The sequence below is a fragment of the Streptococcus sp. 2022WUSS135 genome (genome assembly GCF_044427045.1).
Taxonomy (GTDB): Bacteria; Bacillota; Bacilli; order Lactobacillales; family Streptococcaceae; genus Streptococcus; species Streptococcus hashimotonensis.
The window spans coordinates 189338-204609 of sequence record NZ_JAOTGL010000001.1 but is presented as its reverse complement, the minus strand read 5'-3'; the positions used below and the strand labels follow the sequence as shown (position 1 = coordinate 204609).

Genomic DNA, 15272 nt, shown 5'->3' with positions numbered 1-15272 from the left:
CTCCTATATAGTATATTCTAGGATTTCGCAGTAGGCTATAGTTTCTTTAGGGACAAACTGGCGTATCAGCATACCGTGACAGACGATAACGATTCGGTCATAGGCTTTGTATTTTTCAAGGGCCTGTAAAAATCGCTCTTTCATCTCCGCAGCAGTCTCATAACGAACAGGAGAAGACTCAGGCACCGCTCCGCTATTTTCCAAAAATAATCGATGAGCTAAGATAGCCTCATCTTGACTGGCATTTTGTCCCAGTAGGTCTGGTCGCCACTCATGAAAAAAGGGCTCGACCAGAAGAGGTAGTTGCTGGGCATGAGCAATGTGAGTTGCAGTCTCCAAGGCCCGCGTGACACTTGAAGTGATAACCACCTGAGCCTGAGCAAAAACAGGACTGCTGGCAACTTCCTGGGCCAAAGCCCTTCCCTTTTCAGTCAGGGGAGCCAGATCCCGTCCAAAACCTGCGTACAGCCGAGGATTTTCATGCTGGTCAAACATACTATAGTCAGGCTCGGAATGCCGCACAAAGAGAATCTGCATAGTAGTCTATTTCCCCGTCGAGCCAAATCCGCCCGTCCGGACGCCGTCGGCCTGGTCACCATCAGCCAAGAGGAAGGGTGCAAAAACAGCCTGTACGATCCGCTCGCCGGCTTCCACCACGACAGTTTCCTCTGTGATGTTTCGCATCTGGGCAAAGATATGACCTTCATTGGCTGGATTGCCGTAGTAGTCGCCGTCGATAACCCCAACTGAGTTAATCAGGACCAGCCCCTTCTTGCGAGGGTTGGACGAACGGTCATAGAGATAGAGGACCTCGTTGGACTGCATATAGGCCTTGACACCCGTTGGCACCAGCTTAATCTCACCTGGCTCCAAACTGACCCTCTCCGCAGCCTTTAGGTCGTAACCTGCTGCGTGGGCTGTCTCACGTTTTGGCAATAAATTTTCATCAGTAAACTGGCTGACCAGTTCGAATCCACGAACTTTCATAAGAACTCCTTACATCATTTTCTTCTTTTTATTCATTGTATTCATTCGCATTTTTCGTCACAAATGCAAAAAGTGTTGTTAAGGGAAAGGCATACTCGTCATCAAAGCGAGCTGCACGTAGCCACAAGTTTTGGTCAACCTTGCGAAAATAGACACTGCGAGGGAAGTAAACTCGTATTCCAATCATAGGTCTATTATACACTAATTCATCAAAGCCTGCGATTTTCAACAAAAAACACCTGATAAACAGGTGCTACAAATATAAACTAGCTCAAGCAGTTCAAACCTCTTCCGAGCCAAAAATCTCCCAATACTCCTCGACTTCTTGCTCCAACTGTTCAACCATCTCTAGCAAGTCTGCGGCTCGAAGAATAGCAAGCCCCTGGTCCACCATCCCTCTATCCTGCTGAAAGATGCCCATACGGACATTGGCCATGCCTACATAATCAATCCGCATACTTTCCTGAGCCATGGTGTAAACTCTCTCCATTACTGAAACACAAAGTTGATACTCCCCATTTTTCAGCAAAACGGTCGATAGATTATAGAGAAAAGCAAACTGACTAACCTGTACATCTCTGAAGTCCTTATACTTGTCCAAGGAAAGCAAGATTTTATCCACAAAGCCTTTCAAATGAGATACAGGAATGATAGGAAGTACCAACCCCAACTTACGAAAATCAGCTAAATACCAAGTATCTGACTTCTCCAATTCCTTCCAGAGTGCTTGTCCCAACTGTCTGGTACGCTCCCTATCTCCTGTTTGATAAATAGATAAGATTAAGCGTAGTTGCTGTTCTATCCGCTGAACCCGTATATCTTCTTGCCTCTTCAAATACTGCTCTACTTGGTACAAAAAATCCTGACAGTCTGATTCAGAAAAAAATTGTCCTCTCAGATTTTCAAAGCGATGGATGATAGAAGAACGCTCCGAAGGCTGATAGGCATGGCAGATATAGTCAAACTCTGCAAAGGTCATATCCAACTGACGAAGAATATGGGAAAAGTGAGCAATGGTCGGGTATTCTTTGTTGTTTTCAATTTTTGATAGGGTTGTCCGTGACAAAGCCTTCCCACAAACTTCCTGCTGGCTAAGCCCTTTTGATTTGCGAATCTCTTTTAAGACTGTTCCAAAATCCCACCTCATCATAACCTCCTAAAACTGTGAGAAATGTTTACGTTTTCATCAATCACATTTACTACATGATACCATAATAGTAAATAAAAACAAACAAAATGATAGGAGGTCCTCTTATGAAAACTTGGAAAAACTATCTTTTACTTTTAACTTACTCAGCCATCTTACTAACGCCTCAACTTTTAGGGGGTGGATGGAATCTGATTATACCAATTATCAACAAATAAATAAGATACCACCATCTCACCACTCTGGAAAGGAGGAAAAAGACTGGAAACTATATGTTGAGTGGAGGGGGTGGGAAAGCTAATCTTAAAAATAAAAATACACTTAGGAAGGAAAATTATCATGAAAAAGTTTGCTAAATTAGGTTTTGCCTTGGGAATTGCTTGTAGTTTAATGGTATCCACAGTCGCCTTTGCAGATTTTGTCGATGGTGGCGAATGGCATTATGGAGTTGGATGGACAGGAACCTACGGGTATTCCAACTACCATCATCCAACACGTTCTCATACCGCTACTGTAAAAAATGGGCAACATGAAAACCGTCAACGCCAAGGCGCAGGTATTTGGGCAAAAGCATCTATTACCAAAATCCCACCAACTGGCATGGAATATTTCTATGGTTTTTGATATGCACTAAAATTAGTTTTCCACAGACCATGAAATTAAGAGAAAAACGATTACCATGCTCAGAAATGTTTGATAGTAGGGTAATCGGGAACAACTGTTACTCATCAATTGCTAAATGACTGATAGTCAAATTCAAAAAGATAGTTAGTTTCCGACCAGCTCTATTGGTGTGCTGGTCGGAAAACGTTTATAAGGAGGTGTTCAGATGAAAAGGCTAAACCATTTCTGTATGATTCTACTTCTGTGTTGTGTCAGTTTTATCGTTGTAAATCTACACTATACAAAGGAAATCAATCGCATACGTGAATTAGGAACGACTGGCTATTCATTTCAATTTTATTTACGCGATAGTGCCGTTCCTTCACAGGATTTACTGCATTTTTTTGAAAAAATTGCTGATAAATACAACGTTTCAATTGTCAAAACAGATAGCAACACCGAGGTAATAAAAGCAGGTGTTTTTTCTCATGAGACATTTCCTTATAAAGATTTTGGAATCCAGCAACTTACTTTTAACGAAGACGGAAGTGGATCTTATACAAATATACAATCCTCCGACAAACTAGGGCATATCCCAACATTTTTGCAGGCCAAGACGATACGGCTCATCACTTTAAAAAACTATTTTCAAGATACATCCCATACACTAAATGGTCAGTATACCGTCACATCAACAAAATCCATAAACGACACTGAAATCGTACAGGAATTAAGTCATTTTTTCAATATTGATTCTTCTACACTATTGACTCCAACCTTTGAAACAGCAGTAGAATTAATAAACAGAGACTTGCTACTAGTAGCACTCATCTGCTGTATCGCATTTTTACTCCTTTCATTAACTTCTGTTTACCAACCAATTTTAGATATCAAACATATCGGCGTTGAAAAAATACTTGGATACAGTAACTTAGAGATTTTCTATCGCTATGTAAAACAAAATATACTAATTATGGGAATCGGTAGTATCATTCTAAATAGTTTACCATTTCTGTTTTTTGACTACATGCCTCAAGGTTTTACAGCTATGATGCTGTTAGCGCATTTTATCCTCCTTCAAGTCTATCTACTCATCAACATTTTAGTCATCACAATTATCCAACGCATTAACGCCGCATCTATCATAAAAGGATTTGTTTCCTTCAAAACAGGATTCTATATCAATAATTTCTTCAAATGCTGTCTCACACTTCTTATCACTATATTGATGATTGGTATCGGAAATAGCATTTATGAGGAACACCAAGAATTGAACTATCAAGAACAATGGGAAAAACAGGGAGATTTCCTAACACTCGAAACCGTAAAATCAGGAAATCAACTCTGGCAAGATAGCCTGTCTGGTTCCGACAAAGCTCATCAATATTATTACTCCTTATATAAGAATTTGACAGAAAATCTTCCAACTTACTATATTCGTTCTAGTATCATAAACCCTGGCAATTTCTCACATCTTAAAGAATTTGAACATTCAACATTGGCTAAAGACATCCCTGTTCTATACGCCAACAAAACCTATCTAGAAAGTATAGGATTTCCGATTCCACATACAAGTAAACAATTGACTGTACTCTTTCCAGCATCAATGAAAGAGAATGAAGAGTCTAACAAAAATCTAGCAAAATTGATTGGTTTTCTGTCACTGAAATATGAAGAACAAGTGGCAAAAACAGTCAGCGAGGTAGATGTTGAATACATTTATTATGACGGCGACTGGACATTCTTCCCATACAATGAAACCTTATCCAACAATTTCACTAATCCAATGATTAGCCTGGTCAATGACAATGATATGTCGTGGGAAGATAAAGCACATCTATCAAATACTGGACTAAGTAGCCCAATTAAAATTGCAAATTCCCCTCAACATCAACAAAAAATCGAACAAATTCTTCAGAAATTGCCTGATGATAGCTATTTCAAATTCTCATCAATAAAATCTATTCAACAAGGACGTGTAGATAGTTTCCGAGACGCTAGTCGTAACTTCGTCACCCTGTTTGCGATTATCTGCTTACTGAGCATTGTTGTTTCCTATTTTATTGTAAAAAGTATGTTTCTTTGGAGAAAATCTCATATCATCACTATGAAATTTTTAGGATGGTCACTTTTTGACCGCTACAAACCTATTCTAATCGGACTAACTCTACTATATTTGCTACCTCTTCCAGTTATTTTGATAGCTGGTAAGTCACTATTTCCTCTTGCACTTTTTTTACTATTTGCCATTGCTGATGGGGGTATTTTCCTATTTACATCACTGCGCATGGAGCAAAAAAATCTTGTACAATACTTGAAAGGAGAGAACCTATGATTCATTTAGAACATATCTTTAAAAAGATTGGTCAAAAACATATCCTACATGATTTTTCCCTCAACATTGAACAAGGTGAACTAGTCGCAATTGTTGGAAAAAGTGGTAGCGGAAAAACAACATTACTAAACATCATTGGCTTGCTTGACGGTGAATACGAAGGAAATTACCTCCTATTTGGTCATTCAAACGTACCTGTAAACACTAGGACATCTCAAAAAATAATTCGGGAACAAATTTCCTATCTATTCCAAAATTTTGCTCTAATTGAGAACGAAAGCGTCGAGTATAATCTCCTGATGGCATTAAAATATACCAGATTATCAAAAAAGGAAAAGGAAGAGTCTATAAAAAATATACTAGAAAAAATCGGACTAGCAAACACGCTAAAACAAAAAATTTCCGAGCTGTCTGGAGGAGAACAACAGCGAATTGCTATCGCTCGTGCTCTACTAAAACCAAGCAATCTTATCTTGGCAGATGAGCCAACGGGATCATTAGATCAGGAAAATAGGGACTTAATCCTGCAATTTCTCATAGAAATGAATAATAGTGGAAAAACAGTAATTATCGTCACACACGATCCATATATTGCCGATAAGTGTCAGCGGATTGTTCGTTTATGATTTAGATAGTTTCTACACCCTTTGCGAATAAGCTTTCCGCTAAGAACCTGCATTCACAAGTGACTTCCACACCTAGAAACAAGTCGTCTATGGCCAGACCCGAATACGGTATTGACTCTGCCGAGGTTATCATATTCAAGAACAATTTCTCCAACAGTTAGATACAACAAGAAAAGGTCTGAAAACCAGCTCATCTGGTTTCAGACCTTTTTCTATCTTCCCTATTCAAACACAAACTGATTGTGATAGAGTTCGGCGTAGAAGCCATTGAGTTTAAGGAGCTGGCTGTGATTGCCTTGCTCGATGACTTTTCCGTCTTTGAGGACGATGATTTCATCCGCATTGAGAATGGTTTTGAGGCGGTGGGCAATGACGAAGCTGGTCCGTCCTGCGATAATGGCCTCCATGGCCTTTTGGATTTTGGCTTCCGTTACGGTATCAACGTTAGACGTTGCTTCGTCCAAAATCAAGACCTGTGGATCTGTCAAGAGCGTACGGGCAATGGAAATCAGCTGTTTCTGACCTGTCGAGAAGACATTCTCATCATCGGTCACAAAGGTTTCATAGCCCTCTGGCAAGCTCATGATAAAGTCGTGGATATGGGTGGCACGAGCTGCGGTTTCCACCATTTCTTGCGAAATACTCTCATCACCAAAGCGGATATTGTCCGCAATAGTACCCGAGAAGAGTACCGACTCCTGCAAGACAATACCGACCTTATCCCGCAAACTATCCAAATCATATTCCCGAATATTGCGACCGTCAAAGGCCACGCTACCACCATTGACATCGTAGAAGCGGTTGATCAAGTTCATAATAGTAGTCTTACCAGATCCCGTCGGACCAACGACCGCCACCATTTTTCCCTTAGGAGCTGAAATGGACACCTTGTCCAAGACCTTCTGACCTGGCAGGTAGCCAAAGTCGATGTCCTTGATTTCAACACCTTCTTTTAATTCGGTAAATAGCGGAGCGTTTTGAGGACGAACTTCCTCAGGCTCATCAAACATTTCCTGAATACGATGAGCACCTGTGAAAGCCAACTGCAATTCTGCCCAGCTAGATGCAATCTGCATGATTGGCTGGTAATACTGTTGCGAATACTGAACAAAGGTCACGACCAGACCAAGTGCGGCAGCTGTTTCCAGCGAGCTATCATTTAGGACAATGCTGGATCCTGCAAAGATAACAATGGCAGTATTAACCAAGCTCATTCCGTTCATAAATGGAAAGAGAATCCCACCAAACAAACGTCCCTTGAAAGTTGTGCGACGAACTTCTTCATTGAGCTCCAAGAAACCATCAATAGTCTCTTCCTGCACACCCTGTACAATAATCGCTTTTTGTCCTGAAATCTTCTCATCCATGTAGGCATTGAGTTTAGACACCGCAGCCTGTTGCTTATCAGTATATTTCCGTGACAGGCGAATGATAATTACTAGGGCAATCAAGGCAACTGGCGTAGATGCAACAGTTACCAAAGCCAAGCGAGTATCCTGACGGAACATCATAATAACCATACCGATGTAAAGAGCGATATTGGTCACTACCTGAGTCAAGGACTGGTTAAAAGCATTTTGGATATTATCCAAATCACTGGTAAAACGAGAAAGAATATCTCCATCCTTGTGGCTGTCAAAGAAGGCAACTGTCAAGCGTTCCAACTTACCAAACAAACCTTTTCGCATGCGGTTGGTTGAATGAGCAACGATGCGTGTAAAGAGCAGAGTATAAATCAAGGTTGATACCACAGTTGCCACATAAGCCAACAAGAGATTGAGCATAACCCCATTAAAGTCAGTCATATCAGGCTTGAAACCTGACTGCCCCATCTGCTCTGCAGCAAAATAAGCCTGACCAATTTTCCCCATCTCTGCAATAGCATTACCCAGGAAAACAGGCGTCTTAACCTGCAAATAAGTCGCCGTCACAATGGCTAGAAAAATCACAGCAAAGGACAGCTTATAGCGTTTAAAATAAAACCAGAAAAATCTAAGTGTTTTCATCTATTCTTCCTTCCCTTTCTGTGTTTCGTAAATTTCTCGGTAGACGTCATTTGTCGCTACCAATTCTGCGTGTGTTCCTTGACCAATCAAGCGACCTTCATCAAGAACCAAAATCTTATCAGCTTTGACAACAGAAGAAATCTTCTGAGCAACGATGACCGTCGTTGTCCCCTTCAAATCATGGTTGAGGGCTTCTTGTACCAACTTCTCTGATTTGGCATCCAGGGCTGAGGTCGAATCATCTAGCACCAAGACTTTAGGATCACTAATCACCCCACGCGCAATGGACATCCGCTGTTTCTGACCACCTGAGAAGTTATTTCCACGTTCTTCTACTTGGCTCTCATAGGTATCATCCAAGCGGTCGATAAATTCTTTGGCTTGGGCAATACCTGCGGCCCGCTCCAAACGTTCCAAATCTGCACCAGGTGCACCTTGACGCAAATTGTCCGCAATGGTCCCTGAAAAGAGAATAGCTTTTTGCAAAACGATAGACACTGTATCTCTCAAGGTTTCCTGACTGATGTCTTTCAAATCACGACCGCCAATTGACACAGTCCCTTCCTGTGGATCAAACAAACGCGGAATGAGCTGGGCTAGTGTTGATTTACCCGCACCCGTTGCACCGACCACACCGACCATCTGACCAGACTCAATCTCAAAGGAGATATTTTTCAAGGTCGGCTCGGTATCATGCGGATAGGTGAAGCTAACATTGTCAAAGACAATCCGACCATCCAAGTCCTCTTTTGCACCATCTTTAAAGGTCATCGCTGGCTCTGTATCTAAAACCTCACTCAAACGTTTAATGGAAATAGCAGCACGTGAAGCCTGCATCCCCATAAAGCTAGTCATGATAATGGCAAACATGATTTGCATGAGGTAACTCATAAAGGAAGTAAAGCCCCCAACTGCTTCGATATTAGTGTCTAACATCCCTGAAACGAGATAAAGCGACACAAAAATCGCCATGTAGGAGATAAACATCATCAAAGGTTGCAAGATAGAAAAACCATAACCAATAAAGAGGTTGAGATCCAAAAGCTCATTGGATACTTCTTTAAATTTAGCGTATTGATTCTTCTCCTGTACAAAGGACTTGACCACACGGATCCCACGCAGGTTTTCCTTTGCAATGCTGTTCATCCTGTCCATCAGAGACTGGAATTTACCAAAGCGCGGTCCCATCAAGCCCATCACGACTGCCATGATTCCCATGATGATGATGACCATGAGCACGATAATCCACCAAAGTTCTGGCAAAGTGCGCACTGCCATGATAAAGGCACCAACAAAGAGCAGAGGTACCCGCATCAAGATTGTAAAGAGCATCATGACAAGGTTCTGAATTTGGTTGACGTCGTTGGTCATACGAACCACCAAATTCCCTGCGTTAAATTCCTCTACATTGGCATAAGAAAAGCTCTGAATTTTCCGAAAGGTCTTCTCACGAATATCCGCAGACACTCCCTGAGAAATCTTAGCTGCCATGATTGTATTTGTCAGACCAGCCAAGAGACCAATTCCCGCAATCAGCAAGAGGAACTTACCGACACGGACAATTTCTTCCTTATCATTGGCCAAGACAGCAGTCAATACATCCTGTAAATAACTAGGTTGCATCAAGGTCGTTGCTACGACAATAGACGTCAACAAGACCGATGCCAAGGCATACCATTTGTAACGTAAAATGGCTTCTTTAAACATGTTTTTTCTCCTTATAATTTCTAATATTTTCTTTTAATTGATCGACCACCTGTCTGATCAAATCAAATTCTTCCTTTTGAATACCTCGAAAGAGAGAATGGTGCATCTCCTCATGGAAGGATTTTAGGTGACAAATCTTGCTCCGACCTTTCTCTGTCAAGACCAACTGCTTGTAGCGTCTGTCAAACTGAGAAGGTAAAACCCGAATAAAGTCATTTTTCTCCATTCGCTTAACTAGATTGCTGGCAACGGATTTGGAAATCTTTAACTCCGCTTCAATGTCTTTGACAAAGGTTTCAACTTCAGACCGTTCTGCTATGAAACGCAGGGCCCATCCCTGTGGTCCAGCTAGGTGCTCCACATCATATTCCTTTGCAATGGTTTCACTGATTTGTTCAATCTGATTTAATAGATTCCGAAAATCTGCAATAGTATGTCCCATAATAGCTCCTTTCTACGAAAATAATTACCATGAGAACTATTATAGTTCTCTTAGGAACTATTGTCAATTATTCCGTTTGCTCTTTTCTGAAAATATTTTGTTGTTTCATCACCATTACTTACTCGAAAACTATAATATATATACTGTATAACTTATATAAGATTTTATGTATCAATTATGGTATAATATATCTAAATTACACCAACTAGAAAGGATTTTTTATGACCAAACAAACCATTGCCATCTTGGGACCCGGTTCATGGGGCACCGCCCTAGGACAAGTTCTCAACGACAACGGTCATACTGTCCGTATTTGGGGAAATGTCCCCGAACAAATCGACGAAATCAATAAAGAACATACAAATAAGCGCTATTTCAAGGATGTTATCCTAGATGAAAACATCAAAGGATATAAGGATTTGACTGAAGCCTTGGACGGTGTTGACGCGGTTCTTTTCGTTGTGCCAACCAAGGTAACACGCCTAGTTGCCAAGCAAGTCGCACAAGCTCTCAAACACAAGGTAGTTGTCATGCACGCTTCAAAAGGCTTAGAGCCTGATAGTCACAAGCGCTTGTCTGAGGTACTGGAGGAAGAAATTCCTGCTGAACTCCGTTCTGAAATCGTCGTGGTTTCAGGGCCAAGTCATGCAGAAGAGACTATCGTCCGTGATTTGACCTTGATTTCTGCAGCTTCAAAAGACTTGGAAACAGCCAGCTACGTCCAAAATCTTTTCAGCAACCACTACTTCCGACTTTATACAAATAATGATGTCATCGGTGTAGAAACAGCAGGTGCCCTTAAAAATATTATTGCTGTCGGCGCTGGCGCTTTACACGGTCTTGGTTATGGTGATAATGCCAAGGCAGCTATTATCGCTCGCGGTTTGACAGAAATCACACGTCTAGGCGTTGCTATGGGCGCAAATCCTCTGACTTACAGCGGTCTTTCTGGTGTTGGTGACTTGATTGTTACCGGTACATCTGTCCACTCCCGCAACTGGAGAGCTGGAGATCAGCTCGGTCGCGGTGAAAAACTCGAAGATGTAGAACACAATATGGGAATGGTGATTGAAGGTATTTCAACAACTAAGGCAGCCTATGAGTTGGCTCAAGAATTAGATGTTTACATGCCTATTACCCAAGCCATCTACAAGGTCATCTACCAAGGTGCAGGTATTGAAGATGCCATCAAAGAAATCATGACGGGTGAATTCCGCCATGAAAATGAATGGCATTGATTCTTATTAAACACAAAAAAATAAATTATAAAGGATTACATACTTATGAAAAAAGTTAGGAAAGCTGTTATCCCAGCTGCAGGTTTGGGAACACGTTTCTTGCCTGCTACTAAGGCTCTTGCCAAGGAAATGTTGCCAATCGTTGACAAGCCAACCATCCAATTTATCGTTGAAGAAGCCCTCCGTTCAGGTATTGAAGATATTTTGGTGGTCACTGGTAAGTCAAAACGTTCTATCGAAGATCACTTTGATTCAAACTTTGAATTGGAATACAACCTCAAAGAAAAAGGCAAGAATGATTTGTTGAAACTGGTTGATGAGACAACAGGTATTCGACTACACTTCATTCGTCAAAGCCATCCACGTGGACTTGGTGATGCCGTTCTTCAAGCTAAAGCATTTGTCGGGAACGAGCCTTTTGTTGTCATGCTCGGCGATGACTTGATGGACATCACAGATACAAAAGCTGTCCCATTGACCAAGCAACTCATGAACGACTATGAAAAAACACATGCTTCAACCATTGCTGTTATGCCTGTTCCTCATGAAGAAGTTTCTGCATACGGTGTTATCGCTCCACAAGGTGAAGGTGTCAACGGTCTCTATAGTGTGGAAACCTTTGTGGAAAAACCAAAACCAGAAGATGCTCCTTCTGACCTTGCTATTATCGGACGCTACTTACTCACTCCTGAAATCTTTGAGATCTTAGAAAACCAAAAACCAGGTGCCGGGAACGAGATTCAATTGACAGATGCCATTGATACTCTGAACAAAACGCAACGTGTTTTCGCTCGCGAATTCAAAGGCAACCGTTACGATGTTGGGGATAAGTTCGGTTTCATGAAAACTTCTATCGACTACGCCCTCCAACACCCTCAAGTAAAAGATGATTTGAAACAATACTTAATCGATCTTGGTAAAAAATTAGATACAAAGAAAAACTAGCAATCGCTAGTTTTTTTTATTACATCAAATAGAATACCCCTAGTAGAAAAACAATCAAGCCCAAATATCCAATGAAACTGTAAAAAATCTGTTTTCCTGTAAAGAGATCCTTTTCCACAAGAGGTGGAAGGAAAATCACGACCAAGCATCCTCCAATAGCTCCTCCAATATGTCCTGCCATGCTAATGGTTGGATTAAAAAGTCCCAAGACCAAGTTCAATCCCAAAAGGACCATATAACGTTGACCAAGAACCTGTAGATAAGGGCTGCGACTAAATTTCCTCAACAGTGCCATAGCGGCAAAAAGACCAAACAGCGAGGTTGAGGCACCTGCACCAACTACATCTGGTGTAAAGAAGAGAACAAAAAGATTGCCCATAATACCAGATAATAGATAGAGAAGAAAGAACCTCCGGGACCCAAAAAGCCCTTCTAATTGATACCCTAAACCAAGTAAAGTAATACCATTGAATAGAAAATGCTCCCAACCAATGTGGACAAAAATAGGCGAAACCAAGCGCCACAACTGAGTCGGATCATAACGCACTACTTCCCCGTACATACCACCAAATTCAAAAATCGTATAGGCTGTAGTGGTCTGCCCAAATCGAAATACTTGTATCAAAAGAAAAACAAGAGCCGTGACTGCCAACAAGCCATTGGTCACAGGGTAGCGCTTATCAAAAAAGTTCTTCAAAAATCAACATCTCCTTTACTGGAATATCAAATACATCTGGTTCAAAATCATAGACTTGAAAGTCTGCCAAGGTCGATACCGTCTCCCCCTGATAATCTGCTAGGTAGCGATCATAAAAACCACCTCCATAGCCCACTCGGAAACCCGCTTGATGCCAAGCTAAACCAGGAACATGGATCAACTTAACCACAGACTTATCCACAGGTTGTGAATAAGTACCAGGTTCCCAAACTCCAAACCTAGATTTCACCAAATCATCAGGATTATATTCTACAAAATCCATACGACCTTGTGAATAGGTCTTAGGGATGAAAATCTGCTTGCCATCCTTTTGAGCCTGCTCAATCAGGTAAGAAGTGTCAAACTCATGGGGCATGGAAAGGTAGGTCCCAAGCGACTTTGTGCCTTGATAGGCCTCAGAAGCAAGGAGGCGCTCCGTTAGCTGCTGACTCCATCTTGCTCGCTGGCTACTAGTCAGGGCTTTCAATCTCTGCAAGACCTCTTGCCGAATTTCTTTTTTATCCACAGGAAATCCTTTCCTTTCAGAAAAAGACTGGGAATTCCAGTCTAGTTTGCTTTCGTTTCCAAAAAATCGCTCAACTTATCCACAGCAAAGGGAAGCACTTCCTCTTTGGGGCTGAGACGAGGATTGTGAAGTGGATAAGGCGTATCCACACCCAGCCAGAACATAACACCTGGAACCTTGTTGAGCAGGTAGCCAAAGTCCTCACCCGTCATGGCAGGTGAGCAGTCAATCATCTCCACGCCCTCGACCTGTTCAAAATAAGTCATCAGTTCATCCGCCAGCTGGGGATTGTTCTCCACAGGCAGATAACCGCTAGGATTAAGCTCAATCTCCAAGTCCACTCCAAAGGACAGGGCGATTCCTTCTGCCACTTCCCGCACCCGTTTTTGCACCAAGAGGCTCATGTTCTGAGTCAAGGCCCGAATGGTCCCGTGCAGAAAGGCTGTTTCAGCAATGACATTGTTTGTCGTGCCAGCATGCATGGAACCGAAGGTCACCACTGCTCCCTCGATTGGGTCGACATTTCGACTCACCACTGACTGAACCTGGGTCACAAAGTAGCTGGCTGCCACCAAGGCGTCATTGGCGGTATGGGGAAATGCTGCGTGGCCACCCTTTCCTGTAAACCGTATCTTGACTTCACAGGTCCCAGCAAAGAGGGTCGTACGGTTGGTGGCCATTTGACCGACTTTGAGGTCTGGTCGGACATGAAGCCCATAAAATTCATCTGGTAACCAATCTCCAAAAGCCCCCGCTTCATATAGGAGCATACCACCTGCTAGATTTTCCTCCGCAGGCTGAAACAAGAAGAGAAGATTATTCCTTGGTTGCTGCTCTGCCATTTTCTCCAAAAGCCCCAAGGCAATGGTCATGTGGAAATCATGTCCGCAGGCGTGCATACGGTCTGGGTGGAGGGACTTGAAGTCCAGGCCCGTTTCCTCCACAATAGGCAGGCCGTCAATATCTGCCCGCCAGCCAATGGTCTTTTCAGGAGCAGAACCTGTCAGATAGACCAGGATACCTGTCTTCCATGTACGGACTTGGGCAAAAGAGCAATCTTCCAGCAAGTTCTCAATAGTTTCCATAAGAAAGGCATGTGTCTTGAACTCCTCCATACCCAACTCTGGAATCTGGTGGAGGGCCCGCCGTGTTGCAATTAAATCTAGCATAACTACCTCTTAGAGTGTCCGTAATGCCTCTTCCAAGGCTGTTTTTTGTTGGGTTTGCTCATCGATTTCCTTGATGATGCGGGCTGGTACACCTGCAACCACAACGTTTTCAGGCACATCTTGGGTCACAATGGCACCCGCTGCGACAACAGAGCCACTACCGATTTGCACGCCTTCGATGACAACAGCATTGGCACCGACCAAAACATTGTCACCAACACGAACTGGCTCTGCAGAAGCTGGCTCGATGACACCAGCAAGGACCGCACCTGCACCGATGTGGCTGTTCTTACCAACCGTTGCACGGCCACCGAGAATAGCACCCATGTCAATCATGGTACCTGGACCGATTTCTGCACCGATGTTGATTACTGCACCCATCATGATAACGGCATTATCACCGATTGTCACTTGATCGCGGATAATGGCACCTGGCTCAATACGGGCATTGATATTACGCTTGTCCAGCAAAGGCACAGCCGAATTGCGGCCGTCTTGCTCAACCACGTAGTCTACATTTTCAGTCAAGTTTGCCAAAAGGGGCTCGACGTCTTTCCAGTCACCGAAGAGGACATTGCCAAGCTTTGTCACTTCAGCAGGAACAGGCCCAGCCAATTCACCTTCAAAGGTCACCTTAACAGTCGTTTTTTTCACAGCATTACCAATAAAGGCAATGATTTCTTGTGCAGTCATTTTTTGTGCAGTCATAATATTTTCCAATCTAAAAATAATATTTTTACTATTATATCAAAATTTTCTGAAAATTTGGGAAGAAATGCAAAAAAATGAAAAAGAGGCCCTCAGTTCCCAATGTTATTAAGTTAACTAACCTAATAACATTGAG

Annotated in this window: 16 protein-coding genes; 5 read left to right on the top strand and 11 right to left on the bottom strand. The window is 42.4% G+C overall.

Going from position 1 to position 15272, the window contains the following annotated elements:
• Positions 1-3 precede the first annotated feature (3 nt).
• The 4 genes from ODU45_RS00985 to ODU45_RS00970 all read right to left on the bottom strand — a co-directional run bounded on the left by ODU45_RS00985 (position 4) and on the right by ODU45_RS00970 (position 2137).
• On the bottom strand, positions 4-537 hold the full coding sequence (locus ODU45_RS00985) for a histidine phosphatase family protein (RefSeq protein ID WP_105257641.1): 534 nt from the start codon (positions 535-537) through the stop codon (positions 4-6).
• Positions 538-543: 6 nt separating this feature from the next.
• Positions 544-987, bottom strand: coding sequence for a dUTP diphosphatase (locus ODU45_RS00980; RefSeq protein ID WP_014638741.1), 444 nt, complete (start codon positions 985-987; stop codon positions 544-546).
• 28 nt (positions 988-1015) lie between these two features.
• On the bottom strand, positions 1016-1174 hold the full coding sequence (locus ODU45_RS00975; protein ID WP_172026986.1) for a hypothetical protein: 159 nt from the start codon (positions 1172-1174) through the stop codon (positions 1016-1018).
• Positions 1175-1267: 93 nt separating this feature from the next.
• The gene (locus tag ODU45_RS00970; protein WP_228381826.1) at positions 1268-2137 is read right to left on the bottom strand and encodes a helix-turn-helix domain-containing protein; all 870 of its coding nucleotides are present in this window, start codon (positions 2135-2137) and stop codon (positions 1268-1270) included.
• 336 nt (positions 2138-2473) lie between these two features.
• Here ODU45_RS00970 and ODU45_RS00965 point away from each other — a divergent pair, with 336 nt between their 5' ends.
• The 3 genes from ODU45_RS00965 (at position 2474) to ODU45_RS00955 (ending at position 5698) form a co-directional block, all read left to right on the top strand.
• Positions 2474-2758 carry a lactococcin 972 family bacteriocin gene (locus ODU45_RS00965; RefSeq protein ID WP_024384175.1) on the top strand — a complete coding sequence of 95 codons (285 nt, stop codon included), beginning with the start codon at positions 2474-2476 and terminating at the stop codon, positions 2756-2758.
• Positions 2759-2963: 205 nt separating this feature from the next.
• A complete protein-coding gene (locus ODU45_RS00960) occupies positions 2964-5072 on the top strand; it encodes an amino acid ABC transporter permease (RefSeq protein WP_398580578.1) in 2109 nt (702 codons plus the stop codon).
• Complete coding sequence (locus ODU45_RS00955; RefSeq protein ID WP_014638747.1) at positions 5069-5698, top strand: ABC transporter ATP-binding protein; 630 nt, start codon at positions 5069-5071, stop codon at positions 5696-5698. The genes ODU45_RS00960 and ODU45_RS00955 overlap by 4 nt, the downstream gene beginning before the upstream one ends.
• A 221-nt stretch (positions 5699-5919) precedes the next feature.
• Here the strand turns inward: ODU45_RS00955 and ODU45_RS00950 are convergent, their stop codons facing one another.
• From ODU45_RS00950 to ODU45_RS00940, 3 genes are read right to left on the bottom strand one after another with little or no spacing between them, the layout of a single operon-like run.
• Positions 5920-7704 carry an ABC transporter ATP-binding protein gene (locus ODU45_RS00950; protein WP_398580577.1) on the bottom strand — a complete coding sequence of 595 codons (1785 nt, stop codon included), beginning with the start codon at positions 7702-7704 and terminating at the stop codon, positions 5920-5922.
• Positions 7705-9411: an ABC transporter ATP-binding protein gene (locus tag ODU45_RS00945; protein WP_105119787.1), complete on the bottom strand. Its 1707-nt coding sequence runs from the start codon at positions 9409-9411 to the stop codon at positions 7705-7707.
• Positions 9404-9853, bottom strand: a complete 450-nt coding sequence (locus ODU45_RS00940; protein WP_024399878.1) for a MarR family winged helix-turn-helix transcriptional regulator — start codon at positions 9851-9853, stop codon at positions 9404-9406. The genes ODU45_RS00945 and ODU45_RS00940 overlap by 8 nt, the downstream gene beginning before the upstream one ends.
• Before the next feature lie 221 nt (positions 9854-10074).
• Here ODU45_RS00940 and ODU45_RS00935 point away from each other — a divergent pair, with 221 nt between their 5' ends.
• Positions 10075-11091 carry an NAD(P)H-dependent glycerol-3-phosphate dehydrogenase gene (locus ODU45_RS00935; protein ID WP_105257635.1) on the top strand — a complete coding sequence of 339 codons (1017 nt, stop codon included), beginning with the start codon at positions 10075-10077 and terminating at the stop codon, positions 11089-11091.
• A gap of 45 nt (positions 11092-11136) precedes the next feature.
• Positions 11137-12036, top strand: coding sequence for a UTP--glucose-1-phosphate uridylyltransferase GalU (gene galU / locus ODU45_RS00930; RefSeq protein WP_004298345.1), 900 nt, complete (start codon positions 11137-11139; stop codon positions 12034-12036).
• 19 nt (positions 12037-12055) lie between these two features.
• Here the strand turns inward: galU and ODU45_RS00925 are convergent, their stop codons facing one another.
• The 4 genes from ODU45_RS00925 to dapD are packed head-to-tail and all read right to left on the bottom strand — an operon-like array spanning position 12056 to position 15136.
• The gene (locus ODU45_RS00925; protein ID WP_105178776.1) at positions 12056-12733 is read right to left on the bottom strand and encodes a rhomboid family intramembrane serine protease; all 678 of its coding nucleotides are present in this window, start codon (positions 12731-12733) and stop codon (positions 12056-12058) included.
• On the bottom strand, positions 12717-13259 hold the full coding sequence (locus ODU45_RS00920; protein ID WP_105138836.1) for a 5-formyltetrahydrofolate cyclo-ligase: 543 nt from the start codon (positions 13257-13259) through the stop codon (positions 12717-12719). Before ODU45_RS00920 ends, ODU45_RS00925 begins: the two co-directional genes overlap by 17 nt.
• A gap of 41 nt (positions 13260-13300) precedes the next feature.
• The gene (locus tag ODU45_RS00915; protein ID WP_136671654.1) at positions 13301-14428 is read right to left on the bottom strand and encodes an N-acetyldiaminopimelate deacetylase; all 1128 of its coding nucleotides are present in this window, start codon (positions 14426-14428) and stop codon (positions 13301-13303) included.
• Positions 14429-14437: 9 nt separating this feature from the next.
• The gene (gene dapD, locus ODU45_RS00910) at positions 14438-15136 is read right to left on the bottom strand and encodes a 2,3,4,5-tetrahydropyridine-2,6-dicarboxylate N-acetyltransferase (RefSeq protein WP_105178778.1); all 699 of its coding nucleotides are present in this window, start codon (positions 15134-15136) and stop codon (positions 14438-14440) included.
• Positions 15137-15272: the final 136 nt, after the last annotated feature.

Excerpts from the sequence above, each read along its gene's own strand:
- ODU45_RS00985 (WP_105257641.1), bottom strand. The coding sequence starts at position 537 with ATGCAGATTCTCTTTGTGCGGCATTCCGAGCCTGACTATAGTATGTTT.
- ODU45_RS00980 (WP_014638741.1), bottom strand. The coding sequence starts at position 987 with ATGAAAGTTCGTGGATTCGAACTGGTCAGCCAGTTTACTGATGAAAAT.
- ODU45_RS00975 (WP_172026986.1), bottom strand. The coding sequence starts at position 1,174 with ATGATTGGAATACGAGTTTACTTCCCTCGCAGTGTCTATTTTCGCAAG.
- ODU45_RS00970 (WP_228381826.1), bottom strand. The coding sequence starts at position 2,137 with ATGATGAGGTGGGATTTTGGAACAGTCTTAAAAGAGATTCGCAAATCA.
- ODU45_RS00965 (WP_024384175.1), top strand. The coding sequence starts at position 2,474 with ATGAAAAAGTTTGCTAAATTAGGTTTTGCCTTGGGAATTGCTTGTAGT.
- ODU45_RS00960 (WP_398580578.1), top strand. The coding sequence starts at position 2,964 with ATGAAAAGGCTAAACCATTTCTGTATGATTCTACTTCTGTGTTGTGTC.
- ODU45_RS00955 (WP_014638747.1), top strand. The coding sequence starts at position 5,069 with ATGATTCATTTAGAACATATCTTTAAAAAGATTGGTCAAAAACATATC.
- ODU45_RS00950 (WP_398580577.1), bottom strand. The coding sequence starts at position 7,704 with ATGAAAACACTTAGATTTTTCTGGTTTTATTTTAAACGCTATAAGCTG.
- ODU45_RS00945 (WP_105119787.1), bottom strand. The coding sequence starts at position 9,411 with ATGTTTAAAGAAGCCATTTTACGTTACAAATGGTATGCCTTGGCATCG.
- ODU45_RS00940 (WP_024399878.1), bottom strand. The coding sequence starts at position 9,853 with ATGGGACATACTATTGCAGATTTTCGGAATCTATTAAATCAGATTGAA.
- ODU45_RS00935 (WP_105257635.1), top strand. The coding sequence starts at position 10,075 with ATGACCAAACAAACCATTGCCATCTTGGGACCCGGTTCATGGGGCACC.
- galU (WP_004298345.1), top strand. The coding sequence starts at position 11,137 with ATGAAAAAAGTTAGGAAAGCTGTTATCCCAGCTGCAGGTTTGGGAACA.
- ODU45_RS00915 (WP_136671654.1), bottom strand. The coding sequence starts at position 14,428 with ATGCTAGATTTAATTGCAACACGGCGGGCCCTCCACCAGATTCCAGAG.
- dapD (WP_105178778.1), bottom strand. The coding sequence starts at position 15,136 with ATGACTGCACAAAAAATGACTGCACAAGAAATCATTGCCTTTATTGGT.